The following is a 16,018-nucleotide window of genomic DNA, read 5'->3' as shown; positions in this document are numbered from 1 at the left end:
TCTTTTATTGTATTATTTATAGTTTGTTGAATTTTACTTGAATGCTATCAAATCCTACTTTACGTTTAAACTCATCTAAATCTTCAATGTTTTCCTTGCAATCTATAATTTCCATAGATTCTACTTTTTGAGTAAGTGTTGTAAGCAAGATTTTCATGATTTGACGCGCGTGTGTTGCACCTAAACAATTATGTGTTCCGAAACCAAATGCCACATGCGGATTTACTTTACGGTCCAGAATAACTTCATTGGCATTTTCAAAAACGCGTTCATCTCTGTTAGCAGAAGCCCAACACATAGATATTCTGCTTTGAGCTTTCACAGCGTGTTCGCAAACTTGGGTGTCTTGTGTTGCTACTCGTCCCATCTGAGTTAAAGGTGAGAAATAACGAATTAATTCTTCAATAGCAGTATTCATTATTTCAGGTTCATCACGTAAACGCTTTAGAGATTCCGGATGATCAGCAAAATAGGCAATAGAGTTAGTTACCGCATTAATGACCGTGTCTCTACCTCCTGCAAATGTTAAAATAAGGACGCCTTTAACTTCTTCTTTGGTCATTTTTTTACCATCTACCTCAGAGCCAAGTAAAACAGAATATAAATCTTCACCTGGATTTTCTATGGCCTTGTCTATTTGCGCATCAATGTAATCATAAAGTATATTGGCTTTATCTCCATCTAACGCGGTGTCTTCGCTTCTAAAGACGTGAGTTCCCCAAGATATCCATAAATCAGACTCTTCAAAAGGAATATTAAGTAAAAGTGTTAAAGCTCTAGATTGCAATTTCAAAGAGAATTCTTCAACAACCTCCAAGTTCCCTTTTTCTATTGCTTCATCAACAACACCATCAATTATTTTAGTTAACGCTTCTTGATAAGCCTCTTCTAAAGGACGTTTAAACCAAGGGTCTAATAAATCTCTAAACCCCTTATGTTCTGGCGGGTCCACTTCGAAAGGAATTTGACGGGTATCTCTAATATGAACTTCAGATGGTACCACAATTCTTCCAACTTCATCACCGCCCGACTGAAATGTCTTCCAATTGTGAGCACATCTTCTAACATCTTTATGACCTAAGACCATTTTTACAGGATCATTTTGGTCATTCATTTCTCCAATACCTTTGCCTTGTCTTGCTTCTTTAAACGGATCAGGAAGTGTGCTTTTTTTCATTTTTAATATGTTTTTAACTATTTGTTTTTAAGAAGGTTATGTGTTTTGTTTTGGGAAAAATTAGAAAATGGGATTCTTCTAGAATACAAATATTGCCATTAAATACATATGATAATTATCTTATTTTGTTGAATAAGTAAACTATTTTGCGTAATTTTTATTAATTTGGTTAAAATTACGACATAATAGGGTATGAAACCTGTACTTGAACAAATAAAACTTGGTGAAAAACGGTCTATTTTGGCTTACAGATATGAAGGTGAGGATTTTGATGCACCATGGCATTTTCATCCGCAGCATGAACTCACCTTTATAAGAAAGAGTAAAGGGACAAAATTTATAGGTGATTATGTAGGGTCTTATGAGCCAGGAGAACTAGTGCTATTACGGTCTTACTTACCTCATTGCTGGAAGAATTTTCAAGAAGACGGGGAAGCTCCAGAATCTATTGTTTTGCAATGGAATAAAGGTATCTATTCCAGAGTGCCAGAGCTAAATGGGTTATTCGATATGTTAAGGGCTGCATCTCGAGGAATTATATTTGATGCCGAAGATGTAGAGCTCTTAAGACCTAATATTGAAGAGTTATTACTAATAGAAGGTCACGATTTGTATGTGAAATTATTGGAATTGTTGTTAAAGCTGGCTAATTGTAAATTTAGGTATTTGTCTAATGCCAGTTTTGAAGATGATATCCCTTCGGAATATGGCAGTAGGATGACCAAAATACATGATTTTATTGAAGCTAATTACCAACGAAAGATATTTTTAAGAGAGTTGGCAGATTTGGTGAACATGTCGGAACACTCTTTTTCGCGCTTTTTTAGTAAAATGATGGGTAGACCATTTTTCACCTTTTTAAATGAGTACCGAATTAACATTGCGGCAAGAATGTTAATTGATACTGATTGGTCTGTAGCTCAAATCGGTTTTGCTTGCGGTTACGAATCATTAACCTTCTTTCATAAACAGTTTAAAAAGGTAAAGGATATTACTCCTAAAAAGTATAGAAGCAAATATTTAAAGTAGATTTGAAGTTTTTTGTTTTACTATTCGAATTAAGGATTTTATATTCAGATAGTTGATTTGTTCTACAAAAAAAAAGTTATGTTCTACATATCACTTTTCTGTGTAGTATATGTCAAGTTAGTTCTTTCAATGTAAATGCAGTTTTAAGTTAATTTAGTAGGTACTAAACTAACTAAAACAAAAACTATGAAAGGAACACGTATTAAGATCTTTCCAATCCTTTTTTTTATTTCTCAGTTTGCTTTAAGTCAAACAACTATAGATGTTAATTTAAACGTTAAACATGCTGTAGGTGGTGTTGATACTTTTGATCGCCATAAGTTTGTTAATTTTCACAGTACTGTAAACCAAAATAATTGGAATACCGACAATAAATTTAATAATGTAATTGGAGATCTTTTAGGTAACAAAGATGTATATATTGGAAGGAATACTGGTACAATTTCATGGCATCTAAGAAATAATATAGACGAAGATCCAAGTAGACCAGGTTTTGCGAATCCCGCCAGTATAGCGCTTTACGGGCAACAAAATAGAAATAGTTATGCGGGTAGAACATGGGCGCATCAATATGAAGATAAAGATGACCAGATTCTTTGTACACAAATTCATCCTTTCTATCCTGATGGAAAAACTACTAATAAGGGCTGGAGCTTTTCTCAAACGAACACAGCTTCGGAACCAATTGGTACTGCTTCAGGAGAATTCTTAGCACTTTATATCAAAGAATTTTATGGAACAGGTGGGGTCACAGGAAAACCTAAACCAAATTTTGTGGAGATTACAAATGAACCTTTGTGGGATTTAGTGACCACCGCAGATACACCACACGATTTAACTGAGGTATTTACGTTTCATAAAACGGTTGCAGAGGAAATTCATAAGGTTCATAATGATGTTCAAGTAGGTGGTTATTGTGCTGCTTTTCCTGATTTTGACAAGAACAATTTTCAACGTTGGCATGATAGAGATAAACATTTTATGGACATAGCGGGTGAAGAGATGGATTTCTGGACTATACACTTATATGATTTCCCTTCAATTGGAGGAAAAAGTAAATATCGAAAAGGAAGCAATATGGAGGCTACAATGGATATGTTGGAGCAATATAGTATGCTGAAATTTGATAAGGTAAAACCTCTAATGGTTTCAGAATATAATGCCCAAACTCATGATTATAATGGTAACGGGCACTCACCTTACACGTATTGGCTCAAGTTGAAATCATCAGTTTCTATGATGATGCAGTTTATGGAGCGAGCAGATAAAATTAATTATGCAATGCCTTTCTTTATGCTTAAGGCTGAATGGCAATATAACGCTGGCGTAGGGCCAACATCAGTTCATGGGTCAAGAATGATGCGTAGAGAAAATGAACCTAACAGTTACACCGGTGACTTCATTTATACGGAGGCCATTTTACTTTACGATCTATTGGCAGATGTTAAGGGAACACGAGTAGATTCCTTTTCTGATAATTTAGATATCATGGTTGATGCTTATGTTCAAGATAATAAGGCATATGTTTTGGTAAATAATTTAGATTTTGTTTCTCATGAATTGAACTTAAATCTTTTTGGGAACTTAAGTAATGCAACTAATATTGAAGTGCGTCACTTACGTTTAAATGGTACTAGTGATAGTTCTCCTCCTATATTAGACGTTAATAATTATTCAACTTTTAATAATGACTTAACAATTGCGCCAGAAGGAACTTATGTAATAGAGTTTACTTTCCCTTCGAATATTGAAATTGATGAATTATCTGAAGAAACCAAGTATTACTCCGATGCATATTTAAAGCAGATATCTGCAAATGCTTCGGAAATATTTAATATTAATGGTGTTAATCTTGCTGATAATGGTGAAGCTGTACTAAGAGTTGGGGTTGGACGTAACCATGGATTGTCATTAACGCCAAATATTATGCTTAATGGTTCTTCTATTGCAATTCCAGATAATATACGAGGAGATGATCAAGAAGATCGAGACAATTTTTTTGGCGTGTTAGAAATTCCAATTCCTTATGATTTAATTCAGGAGAATAATGAAATTGAAGTTTCATTTTCCGATAATGGAGGGCATATAAGTACAGTAACCTTACAGGTATTTAACTTTAGCAGTAATATTAGGGAATTTGATCCATCAAAATTGCCAGCCAGTAATTATAAGATCAAAGGTATTGGAGCTACCTGCGTAGGTGAGAATAATGGTGTCATTGATATAGTTACTACTTTTCCGCATAATTATAAGGTAAATGTTTCAGGACCTAATAGCTATAATGAAAACTTCGATTTTAATAATTCATTAAATATTCAGGATTTAGAAGTTGGAACATATACTGTAACTATTACTATTACAGAATATCCTGATTATAGTATACAATTTGTGATTGAAATTGGGGAGCCAGAACCTTTAAGTGTTACTTCAAAAATTTCAGATTCTAAAGATTCTATAACACTTAATCTCGGAGGAAGTACTAAGTATTATATAGAACTTAATGGAAAGGAAATTCAAACGAGTGCTAATGTCATTAGATTAGATTTAAAAAACGGAACCAATACTATAGCAGTAAGAACGGATAAAGAGTGTCAAGGCACTTATGAAGAAACTTTTTTTATTGATAAGTCTTTCTTTTTATTTCCGAACCCGGTAAGAGATGAGCTTAATGTAGTGGTTTCTGAAAATTTAATGCACTCTAAGATGAAGATTTATAGCGTTGTTGGAAATTTGGTGAAGAAAATGGACATTACTAGATCTAGATTTAATATATCGGTAGACCATTTAAAACAAGGTGTATATTTCATCTCCTTTGAGAAAAATGAGGAGCGTGTTGGTTATTCAAAGTTTGTTGTGAAGTAGAGTCTTTCTATTTGATATAAAAAAAGCTTCCCTAAAGTTTCTTCTTTAGGGAAGCCTAAACAATTTAAACTAAACTAATATTCTTAGGGTCTAAATGGTACTTCAGATAAAATAAAATCATCTAAATAGAATTTAATAGGCGCATTATTAAATTCGTTATATCCCCTAATTAACCATGTAACATCACCAGTAAATGTTGCAGTAAATGTTTGTTTTTGATACACCCATTTACCAGTTGGGAAATCTTCATTAAATGTTGTTGGAATTAATTCAAAGGCCCAGTTAGATGGATAGAATCTAATGTCTGAATTCCACATGTTACCATATAAATCCCAACCTAAATCTTCAACATAAATGTAATATCCGAACTCATAAGATTTGCCATTTTCAACACTAAAGTTAAGGTCATTACCATCACCATCTCTATGGCTAATAATCATTCCTCCTCTAGCGTTGTATTCTACCTCAAGACTGTAGTTGCCGCTTCTTGGATTATCAAGGTTTACGCTATGGGTAAATTCTCCCCAATGTCCGCCCCACCAAAGGTATGGCCAGTTAGAGGTGTCTGTACCTTCAAAACCATAATCGAAATCGGTATCTGGTAAAATATTAACTAAGTTGGTAAATTCTGTTAACAAGGCGTCTGTAAAGGCTTCAGAATCTACTAGATCTAAAGTTCTAAGACTTCCAGGAGTGTAGGATATAAATATTTGATCATCGTTGTATAATTGCTCATTTTCTAGTTCCAATAAAACAATATTACCTTCTTCACTATCTATAACAGCTGAACTTACTGCTGGATTTAAAGTAGTGCCTCCATTTTCAATTCTTACCGTAAAGTTGTTTCTATTTAAACTTTCAGGATCCATTTCCCTACTAAACTCTAAAGCAATTTTACCTTCTTTTTCAAAAACTCTATCTAAATCTACAGGTTCTGTAGAGGGTAAAACCTTAATAAAGTTTTTAATGAAAATTGTGTCTGCATCGGTAGGTCTCGTTCTTGAGGCAATGTATTGTAGATCCCAACTACCTAATTTGCCAAATCTCATATCTACTTCAACACCATCTGATGTTTCAAGAGAAGTAGGTTTCCCTCCTGCAGAAGACCAAACGATCTCCTCAGGTTCTCCTACAGCTGAATATGTTAATCGAACATATTTACTAGCTATAATTTCGTTTTCAGCATTATCAGATAAATCTAATTCATCACCAGTAGAGCCGTCGTCATTAACGTAATATGCTTTTAAGTTAGATTCTACCCAGTCTAATACGGTTACTACAATAGTTGTATCTAACTCTCTGTTGGTACTAGGTACCGTGCTATCTTCATTTGGGTAAACATCTCCTTTAAAGGTTTGGTTTAATGTAACATTATAAACTCCAGGTTGATAAAAAAGTCCTTTAATTAGGTTTTTTGATGAGGTATTTCCGTCTTCGCCAGCAATTTGAGTATTTGCTTCTGGAAAGGTCCACGTTCTAGTTGTAACCCCTCTAGATAAATCACCAAAATCAATATGCCCACCAGGGTTAATAGTATTTTCAAAATTCATTTCTGAAGTTACAATTACTCTATGGTTAGGTTCTACTGTATCGATAGTATCGTCTTCAAAACAGCTTACAAAAAACGTTGCTGTTAGAATTAATACCATTAAAATTTTTATTTTTTTCATAATTCAAACAATTTTTTAGTTAGATAAACCTTCGTTAGTTTGTACCTCTCCACTAGGAATCGGGAAATAATCATGCTGTGAAGCATTATAATTTTGAGACGCAAGGTTAAAATCTGGTCTAATTCTTTCCAGTATAAATAAAGGAGCAATACCGCCATCGTTAACCTGAAGTACACCATCTTTATTAGCTTCTCTCCATTGCTCGTCTGCATTTAGCTCATCAAACACTTCTTTTACAATACCCCAACGAACTAAGTCTTTCCATCTATGACCTTCAAAACAAAGTTCCAGGGTTCTTTCAACTCTTTGAATATGTGTTAATACATTTTCTGCATTTGCAGGTACCATTGGATGTGCTCCATGAACCTGTCTACTTACATGAAATTGCGGGAACATACCACCATTCATATCCATATATTGTTGAAGTGTATAAACACCTGCACGTCTTCTTACCATGTCTACATATTCTATGGCAGTTGTAAAATCTCCACTAGCATTTATTATTGCTTCAGCATACATTAGTAAGACGTCTGCATAGCGCATATGTCTGAAGTTAATACCAGATCTACTTTGCGCAGGTTCGGCAGGCAAGTGGTACCAGTTAGAGTGTTTCTTTACATAAGCACTTTGTCCGAATGCCCAGCCTCCTTTAGTACCATAGGGTACACCATAGTAAAGACCTTCTCCATTTCTAGGAGCAATTGTAGCATTCATTCTTCTAGATTCTTGATTCCCGTCATTAATTGGGTTATCTGGATCCACTTCATCATAAACTAACATTTCGTGAAGTATGTATGATGGTAAAATCGTATTAAATGCCCCAAAGTTTAATTGGCCTACAGCCGTTGCTAAGGCAGAAGATTCTGCACCAGATTCGTTAGCATTATCATCTACAGCGGCTCCAGGTACACCAGGTGCTATATCAAAAGAATAGTTTACTTCAAATATAGATTCTTCATTGAACTCATTTTCATGCCAAAAGTTATCTGTTATATCTCTAGTTAAGCTGTATACACCAGAGTCTATGACTTCCTTAAATAAACCAGCTGCCATACTCCAGTTTTCATCATATAAATAGACTTTTCCTAAAAGTGTTGTTGCAGCACCCCAAGTTGCACGACCTGTATCATCATCGTCACTCCAAACCTGAGGCAGATTATCAATAGCAAATTCTAAATCAGGAATGATCATTTGTGTTGTAATCGCTTCGATAGAAGAAAAAGGCTTATTGAAATCTTCAAGACCTTCAGCTACTTTATCATGAATTACACCACCACCATAGGTATGCGCTACTTGAAAGTAGAAAAATGCTCTTAAAAAACGTGCCTGAGCTTCAATTTCGGCCTTGGAGTTACCGTTAAATACAGTAGGGTCCGCTTCTTGAATGAACTGCACTACTTGATTAGCTCTAAAGATTCCAACATATAACTCGTTCCATTTATCTGTAACATGATAGATACCGTCGTTATACGTTAAGTTTCTAAATGCATTAGGACGATACCATGATTCTGTACCACAAATATCTCCCAAAACAAACTCATATTGTAGCTCACCACCACTTACGCTTTGAAACTGAAGCGCACCATAAACAGTGGTTAATGCACTGTTAAACTGTTTTTCAGATTGCCAAAACGTTTCCGTTGTTATGGCATTGGGATTAATTTCCTCTAGGAAATGACTTTCATCACAACTTACAAAAGCAACAAGGCTTAAGAAGACTACGATTAAAATTTTATTTTTAAATATTTTCATAATAGTTTTTTTATTTTTTAGAAACCTAACTGAACACCTAACATGAACTGGCGTGTTACAGGATAGCTACCACTATCTACACCTCTTGTAAATATTCCATCACCACCTACTTCTGGATCGTAACCCGTATAGCTAGTAAATGTAAATGGGTTAGTAGACGTTAAAAACACTCTAGCTCTATCTAATCCCATTTCTTCAATGTTTGGAATAGAGTATCCAAGCGTTAAGGTTCTAATTCTTAAATAAGAACCATCTTCTAAGAAATAGTCTGATGCTGCTCTGAAATTACTGTGGAAAGCGTCTTGCCTAAATGTTGGAATGTTAGATGTTGGATTTTGAGGGCTCCACATATCCAGTAAATCTTTGTGTCTTCCAGCACCGTAAGCATATAATTTAGCGCCGTTATAAATTTCGGTACCACCAACGTAATAGGCCTGAACATCAAAATCAAAACCTTTGTATTTTAAGTTAAGGTTTAAACCTGCTTCAAATTCTGGTTGCCCAGAACCAGAGTACACCCTGTCATTGTCATCAATAATTCCATCGCCGTTAGCATCTTTATACCTCATGTCACCAGGTCTTGGTGTACTTAAATTTCTAGTGTCTACACTGCTTGTGTACTCATCTACCTCTGCTTGTGATTTAAGAATTCCATCTGTTTGGAATAGGAAGAATGCACCAGCCTCATAGCCTTCAGCAAGGAATGTTGTAAACTCTACATTCGTTCCTCTAGATTGAATTGGTCTACCGTTTGCATAGCCTCTTTCAACACCATTTAAATCTGTAACTTTATTGGTGTTTTTTGTGAATGTACCAGCAATGTTAAATTTTAAATCGCCAAAGTTATTCTTATAACTTGCCGCAATCTCAACACCTTTATTGTACATGTTACCAGCGTTAATATTGATAAAGTTAAATTGTGCTGCTGCTCTAGGTTGATAAGTACCAGATGATGGTGCTATACGTTGTTGCAGAAGCATGTCTTTTTTATCATTTTGGTAGTAATCTGCAGTAATGTTAAGTCTGTTTTTAAACATAGATAACTCAATACCGATGTTTTTTGAAACCGTTGTTTCCCAGAAAATATCTGAAGCATAACGTCTTTGAACAGATCCAAACTGCAAATCTTCATCAAAACCAAATGGATAGTTAATTCCTGTTTCAATTACTGGTTGGTAGGAGTAATCGGAAACACCTTCATATCCTAATTCTGCCCAGCTTCCTCTAATTTTTAAAGAGTTTACTGAAGGAATATTAAACCAGTTTTCTTCGTGAACGTTCCAACCAGCTGAAAAACCGTAGAAATCTCCGTATTTGTTATCACTTGAGAATTTTGAAGACCCATCACGTCTGTAACTAGCAGAGAATAAGTATTTTGAATTGTAGTTGTACTGTACCCTTGCTAATTTACCAGCTAGCGTTCTGTTTATGTTATATGAGTTAGGTTTAATACCTTCTGCGCCAGCGCCTAATGTTTGAATGTCATTACTTGCGTTTTCATCAAAAACAACACCTACACCAACCGTTCTTGACTTAAACCTTTCATAAGACATTACACCTAAAAGATTCAGATTATGTAAACCGAAACTCTTTGAGTAATTAAGAATATGCTCTATAGTTTCTCTTTTTGTGAAAATATAGTCTTCGTCTAAAAGCGCTTGTGGGCGTGATGCTGTTGCATTTAACTCACCATTTCTATCAAGTGCTAAGTATTGTGGTTGAAAGAATTTTCTAAAATAGTTCCACTCATTTCTACCCAAGTTTAATTTATATTTTAAACCGTCTAGTACTTCGTATTCTAGGTTTAAAGCAATGTTATTAGATTTGGTTTCTCTTTCATCAGTGTTGTCTAATTGTCTTGATAAGAAACTATAGAAAATCTCGTTTCCAACATCCAGTTCTACAGTATTTTGCCCAACACTAGGAATGTCACTTAAAGGTCTACTCCATGGAGATTGTCCTATGGCATATTCGTATAAAGACCAAGGTTCTTGAGTCCTATTTTCTGTAGTAATACCTATAGTTGCAAAAGCTTTAAATTTCCCTTTACTGAATTGACCTGTAATTCTGTTAGATAAACGATTGAAACCAGAATTAATTAGCACACCATCTTGCTTAAAATAGTTGGTTGCAAAGTTGAATGTTAAATCTTGAAGACCTCCAGAAATGTTTAGGTTAGCATTTTGAACTATAGCATTGTCATTTTGAACATCGTTAACAAAGTCTGTGTCATAATCTAATGCATCTGGTTGAAACCAGAATGTTAGAGGTTCGTCACCCAATTGCTCCGTAGTTACCTCTAAGGCGTAAAGTTGTTCTGCGGTATTCATTAAAGGTGTCCCTGATGTTATATTTTGAATACCAGTGTATGTGGACATATCTACCTTCATATTACCTGACTTACCTTTTTTAGTAGTAATAAGAATTACACCTCCAGTTGCTCTAATACCATAAATTGCTGCAGATGCACCATCTTTTAAGATATCAATGGATTCAATTTGTTCTGGCGGAATGTTCGGATTACCTTCTTGAGGAATATTATCTACAATGTAAAGCGGCTGTCCACCATTTACAGATGCTAAACCACGAATTTGTACATTAGAAGATTCTCCTGGTCTACCACTGGCAGCCTGAATGTTAACACCGGCAACTTTACCTTGAATGGCCGCTCCTAAATCTGCTACAGGGGCTTTAACAATTTCGTCTGCGCTTACCTTGGCAACAGCTCCTGTAACTTCTTTCTTTTTCTGAGTACCATAACCTACAACAACAACTTCTTCTAGTTGCGATAAGTTTTCATCTAAAGTAACATTAAGAGTAGAACTCTCACCTACAGTTACTTCTTTCGTTGTGTAACCAATAAAACTGAAAACAAGTACATCATTGGTGTTTGCCGCTATTTCGTAATTTCCATCGAAGTCTGAAGCCGTTCCTGTTGTAGTTCCTTTTAAAAGAACAGTAACTCCCGGCAAAGGAAATCCGTCACTAGCTTTAACTACACCTTTGATAGTTTTGTTTTGAGCATAAACGCTGCTACAAACAAGAATAAACAAAGCCGAAAAGAGAATAGACCTCGTGCTTTGTTTCAAACAAAAGTTTAATTTCATCATATATTTAGTTTAGTTAATAAGGCCGAAAATTAGGGAGAGAAAAGAGGTAATCATTTGAGATTTACTTCATTCTTACTTGACAGGTAATTATTTTTGATTCCAAAAAACTTGATTTAATCTAAATTTTAACACTTTTAAATTATTGAAAACCAAACAGTTAAATGTTGTATGTTTTTTGTTCAGCTTTCAGTTTGTGATAATAAAACTAAATTTGTGTAGTTATTTTCTTTTAATCTCTGTGGATTTCGGATTTTAGATTGTCAATTTTAAAAATGAAGCTAGTGTTAGTGTTATTTTGTTTTACTGTTTATGTAATAAATTGATTGTCAGGTTGTTGAATTTTATTTAAGCTTTTTTAGATAAGGTCAAAAAGTCTTCGTTTTCTTATTTTGTACAGTTTATATCAAGTTATTTTTGACTATATTAAAGTTGGTTTAGGCTATTTTAGCTTTTACCACTTAAACTAAGAACGAAATGAATTTAGTAGTCAAAACAATAAATCAATTATTCAGATTTAACTTTAATAAAGTATTCTTTCTGTTTGTTTCAACTCAGTTTTTTGGATTAACACCAGATTCATTACAAACCGTGCCAGTTAATCCTAAAGCCTTAAAACTAAGAGATCAGGCCAATGAACTTAGGTTTAAGGATCCTGATAGCTCTCTAGTTTTACTTCAATTAAGTTTTGAGGAGTTTTTAAAGGCTGGAGATACAATTGCCGCAGCTAATGATTTATTAACTAAGGCTAACATTATTGAAAATCAAGCTAATTACTCTAAGGCTTATGATGCATATTGGAGTGCTTTGATACTTACTGATAATTCTAATAACCTAAACATAAAGTCATTAATTTATCATAGATTAGGTAGGATATACAGCTATTATAAAAGGGAGGAAGAATCTTTAAAGTATCTTAATAAAGCATTGGAAATTCAAAAGGTTCTGGTAAAGGAAGATAGTATAGTAGAAGAGGGAGCTCTTATACCTTATTATTATTTTATAGCTAGTACGTATAGAGAGTTAAATAACCCTGAAATTGCTGAGGTGTATTTAGATAGTTGTTATCGCCTTAAACCAGATCCTAATTCTACTTTTCCAATAGCTTTGGTTGATTTTGAAAAGTCTTTTGTTTTATCACAAAGCAATAAGCAAGAGGAAGCTTTGGCGTTAATGGATACTATTTACCCTTGGTTTGAGTCTAATAATAAACCCTATTTGGTCTTGTTTTATAAACAATGGGGAGATATTTATCTAGATATGGACGACTTAAAGAAGAGTGAATCTTATTATATGAAGTCTTTGGAAATATCAAAAAAGTACACCTCTCATATTGATTTTACACCATTGGTACATGAAAAGTTAACTGAATTGTTTTTAAAGCGGAATGATTATGTTAGTGCCTTTTCGCACCTTAAGTCGGCCAAGGAATTAGATAGGCAGTTTTTTGATACAAGGAGTTCTAATAATCAATCTTTAATGGAGATTAAGGATACGTATAGAATTGAAAAACTAAAGCAGGAACAGCAGATTAAAGAGCAATACTTAAAACAATTGGAGCAGGAGGAGGAGATTGGCAAGCTAGAGCGGATAATTTTACTTGTTTCTATAATTTCTGTTGTAATTATTGGTCTTATCTATGTTAAACATTTACGAGAGAGACATAAAGCTGAGAAGGCATTAATAAGAAGAAACCAAGAGCTCGAGAACAAGAAAACTCAGGAATTATTAGAGTTGAAGAATAAAGAATTGGCGGCTTCGGCACTTCAACTAATAGAGAAAGAAGAGTTCCTAAAAACATTAAAATCTAAAGTAAGGGTAAAGGACGAAAAGATTAAGGTGCATGAGGTTAATAAAGTTTTGCGTTCAATTTCTGTGAGTAATAATCAGAATTGGGAAGAATTTAAACTACGTTTTATTGATGTGAACAAAGATTTTTATAAGAAGATGTTTGAAAAATATCCAAAACTAAGTCAGGGTGACCAAAAAATATGTGCATTAATAAAACTTAACTTTTCTAGTAAGGAAATGTCAAGGCTTCTTGGTATTTCTGTAGAATCTGTTCATACATCAAGGCATAGAATTAGAAAGAAAATGAATTTAGATAGAAGTGTTAACTTAGAGGATTATATAAACTCTTTATAAAGAATGAAACTACATCTAAATCAAATCATAATTCTCTTAATATGTGCTCTCATATATTCATGTAATAAGGACAAAAGTATTAAAACATTTGCAGAAGATTTAAAGAGGCTTCAACCTATAGAGGGCATTGAGGTTTTAAGGTCTGGAGAATCGTTGGTAGCGGTTTCGGGGGTATATCAGGGAAGAGTTTTTACGAGTTCTTCTAAGGGAATGAAAGGAAAGAGTTATGGTTATTTCAATACCAAGCTCATTGAGAATGGTACTCATGTTTCAAATATGGCTGCATTAGGAGGAGAAAGTAGAGTTTGGTTTGCGCCTCAATTTGGCAAATATGCGTTGTTTTTTGACGAAGGGGTTGCTCAAACAGACGACAACATTAAAACGCCAATTGATCTTGATAAGGTTAAGTTTATTGAAAAGGAAAGAACAGATCATTCCATTACTTATTTTGGTAAGATGAAGGTGGTTAATGATCATAATTATACATTTTCTGTTGACTTAGATAGACAGATTTCTATCCTTAATAAAGAACAAATAGAAAACGACTTGAATATAGATTTGAATGCATTGTCTTATGTTGGTTTTAGTACAAGAACTACTATGGTAAATATTGGTGAAACACAATGGAATAAAGCTTCGGGCTTAATTTCTCTATGGGAGTTGGGCTGTATGGATACAACAGCAGATAATAGAGTTATTATCCCATTGACTAAAGACACCGATTCTATAACGGAGTATTTCACAAAAACAACTGCAGATAGAATGCAAATAGAAAATGGTATCGTATTTTATAAAGCAGATGCTTTAGGACTAAATAAAATAGGAACCCTGCCTCAGCACACTAAGAATGTTATGGGAAGTTATTCTGAGGAAAACAATTTGTTAAACATTGTTACTTTTAGTTTTCCAAATGATGGTGTTTTTGTAAACTCATTACCGGAAAATAAAGCACCTTATTGTGGTGATGTCATAAATATTTTTAATGGTAATGTAGATGAAGCTTTAGGTCATAATTGGCCATTTTATGAGTTTGAATCATCTTCTGCAGCCAAGGAGTTAAAACCAGGAGAAAAAATAACGCATACACAGTCAACATATCATTTTGAGGGGGACTATGCCTCATTAAATGAAATTTCGAAAGAGGTGCTAGGGGTTGACTTAAGCAAAATTCCTCAGTTCTAATCTATGTAGGCTATTTGGAAAAAGAATTAAAATCTTTCATTTTTAGGTTCTAATTGAAAGCAGCTAAATGAATTTGCCTGATAGACATTCTATTGAAACGTATTTTAGATTTGTATAAAAAGCATACTTAAATAAAAAAGCCTTACTTGAAGAAGTAAGGCTTTTTTAAATATTGTTTTTAAACCTAAAGTCTAGTCTGCTAAAACTATCACTTTATTGTCTTTCATTTCTATAGTCCCAGAATTTATTGCCAACCAAAACCCATTATCAGATTTGGTGAATTTTGATTCAACCTCTTCGTTTAATGATATATTTCCAACAATTTTTACGTTTCCTTCTTTAAGAATGGAAACAATCGGGGCGTGATCTTTAAGCATTTGGAACTCGCCATTCACACCTGGTACAGCAACAGATTCTACATCTCCACTAAACAATGTGGCTTCTGGTGATACAATTTCTAAATACATGTTAAACTTGTTTAACAATCCTGAACTTGTTTCAGGATATTATTAGTTATTAGTTATATACGATGCTGAATTAAGCTCAGCACTTGCTTCGGTTTAAGCCTCAGCAAGCATTTTCTCACCAGCTTCCATAGCTTCCTCGATAGTACCTTTAAGGTTAAATGCTGCTTCTGGTAAATGATCTAATTCACCATCCATAATCATGTTAAATCCTTTAATGGTATCTTTAATATCTACTAAAACACCTGGGATACCTGTAAACTGTTCAGCTACGTGGAAAGGTTGAGATAAGAAACGTTGAACTCTACGTGCACGAGATACAGCTAATTTATCTTCTTCAGAAAGCTCTTCCATACCTAAGATAGCAATAATATCTTGTAGCTCTTTATAACGTTGTAATAACTCTTTTACTCTTTGTGCACAAGCGTAATGCTCGTTTCCTAAAATTTCTGGAGTTAAGATTCTTGATGTAGAATCTAATGGGTCTACCGCAGGATAAATACCTAACTCAGCAATTTTACGAGATAATACTGTAGTAGCATCTAAGTGAGCAAAGGTAGTAGCAGGAGCAGGGTCAGTTAAATCATCCGCAGGTACGTAAACCGCTTGTACAGATGTAATAGAACCTTT

10 protein-coding genes are annotated in these 16,018 nt (G+C 34.1%); 4 read left to right on the top strand and 6 right to left on the bottom strand.

All coding sequences use genetic code 11. From position 1 onward, the window contains the following. Nucleotides 1–16: 16 nt before the first annotated feature. Nucleotides 17–1,177 carry a cytochrome P450 gene (locus FUA24_RS11180; protein ID WP_148542276.1) on the bottom strand — a complete coding sequence of 387 codons (1,161 nt, stop codon included), beginning with the start codon at nt 1,175–1,177 and terminating at the stop codon, nt 17–19. 192 nt (nt 1,178–1,369) lie between these two features. Here FUA24_RS11180 and FUA24_RS11175 point away from each other — a divergent pair, with 192 nt between their 5' ends. Beyond that, nucleotides 1,370–2,206, top strand: coding sequence for an AraC family transcriptional regulator (locus FUA24_RS11175; RefSeq protein WP_148542274.1), 837 nt, complete (start codon nt 1,370–1,372; stop codon nt 2,204–2,206). Between the two features lie 186 nt (nt 2,207–2,392). Further along, complete coding sequence (locus FUA24_RS11170; RefSeq protein WP_148542272.1) at nt 2,393–5,068, top strand: T9SS type A sorting domain-containing protein; 2,676 nt, start codon at nt 2,393–2,395, stop codon at nt 5,066–5,068. Nucleotides 5,069–5,151: 83 nt separating this feature from the next. Here FUA24_RS11170 and FUA24_RS11165 read toward each other — a convergent pair whose 3' ends face one another. The 3 genes from FUA24_RS11165 to FUA24_RS11155 are packed head-to-tail and all read right to left on the bottom strand — an operon-like array spanning nt 5,152 to nt 11,579. Beyond that, nucleotides 5,152–6,738 (bottom strand): hypothetical protein, encoded by a 1,587-nt coding sequence (locus tag FUA24_RS11165; RefSeq protein ID WP_148542270.1) that lies wholly within the window; start codon nt 6,736–6,738, stop codon nt 5,152–5,154. 15 nt (nt 6,739–6,753) lie between these two features. Next, on the bottom strand, nt 6,754–8,490 hold the full coding sequence (locus FUA24_RS11160; RefSeq protein ID WP_148542268.1) for a RagB/SusD family nutrient uptake outer membrane protein: 1,737 nt from the start codon (nt 8,488–8,490) through the stop codon (nt 6,754–6,756). Nucleotides 8,491–8,507: 17 nt separating this feature from the next. After that, a complete protein-coding gene (locus FUA24_RS11155; protein WP_246147026.1) occupies nt 8,508–11,579 on the bottom strand; it encodes a SusC/RagA family TonB-linked outer membrane protein in 3,072 nt (1,023 codons plus the stop codon). Between the two features lie 495 nt (nt 11,580–12,074). On the opposite strand from FUA24_RS11155, the gene FUA24_RS11150 reads away from it, so the two are divergent. Continuing rightward, entirely contained in the window at nt 12,075–13,742 is a 1,668-nt protein-coding gene (locus FUA24_RS11150; protein WP_148542264.1) for a tetratricopeptide repeat protein, read from the top strand. 3 nt (nt 13,743–13,745) lie between these two features. Beyond that, entirely contained in the window at nt 13,746–14,924 is a 1,179-nt protein-coding gene (locus FUA24_RS11145; protein ID WP_148542262.1) for a DUF6786 family protein, read from the top strand. A gap of 191 nt (nt 14,925–15,115) precedes the next feature. Here the strand turns inward: FUA24_RS11145 and FUA24_RS11140 are convergent, their stop codons facing one another. Further along, nucleotides 15,116–15,391: a F0F1 ATP synthase subunit epsilon gene (locus FUA24_RS11140; protein ID WP_148542260.1), complete on the bottom strand. Its 276-nt coding sequence runs from the start codon at nt 15,389–15,391 to the stop codon at nt 15,116–15,118. 93 nt (nt 15,392–15,484) lie between these two features. Then, on the bottom strand, nt 15,485–16,018 hold a 534-nt coding region (locus FUA24_RS11135), incomplete at its 5' end, for an ATP synthase beta subunit C-terminal domain-containing protein (RefSeq protein WP_449441431.1).

The sequence above is a fragment of the Seonamhaeicola marinus genome (assembly GCF_008085455.1).
The sequence above is the reverse complement of the archived record's forward strand: the minus strand, read 5'-3'. Positions and strand labels throughout refer to the sequence as shown.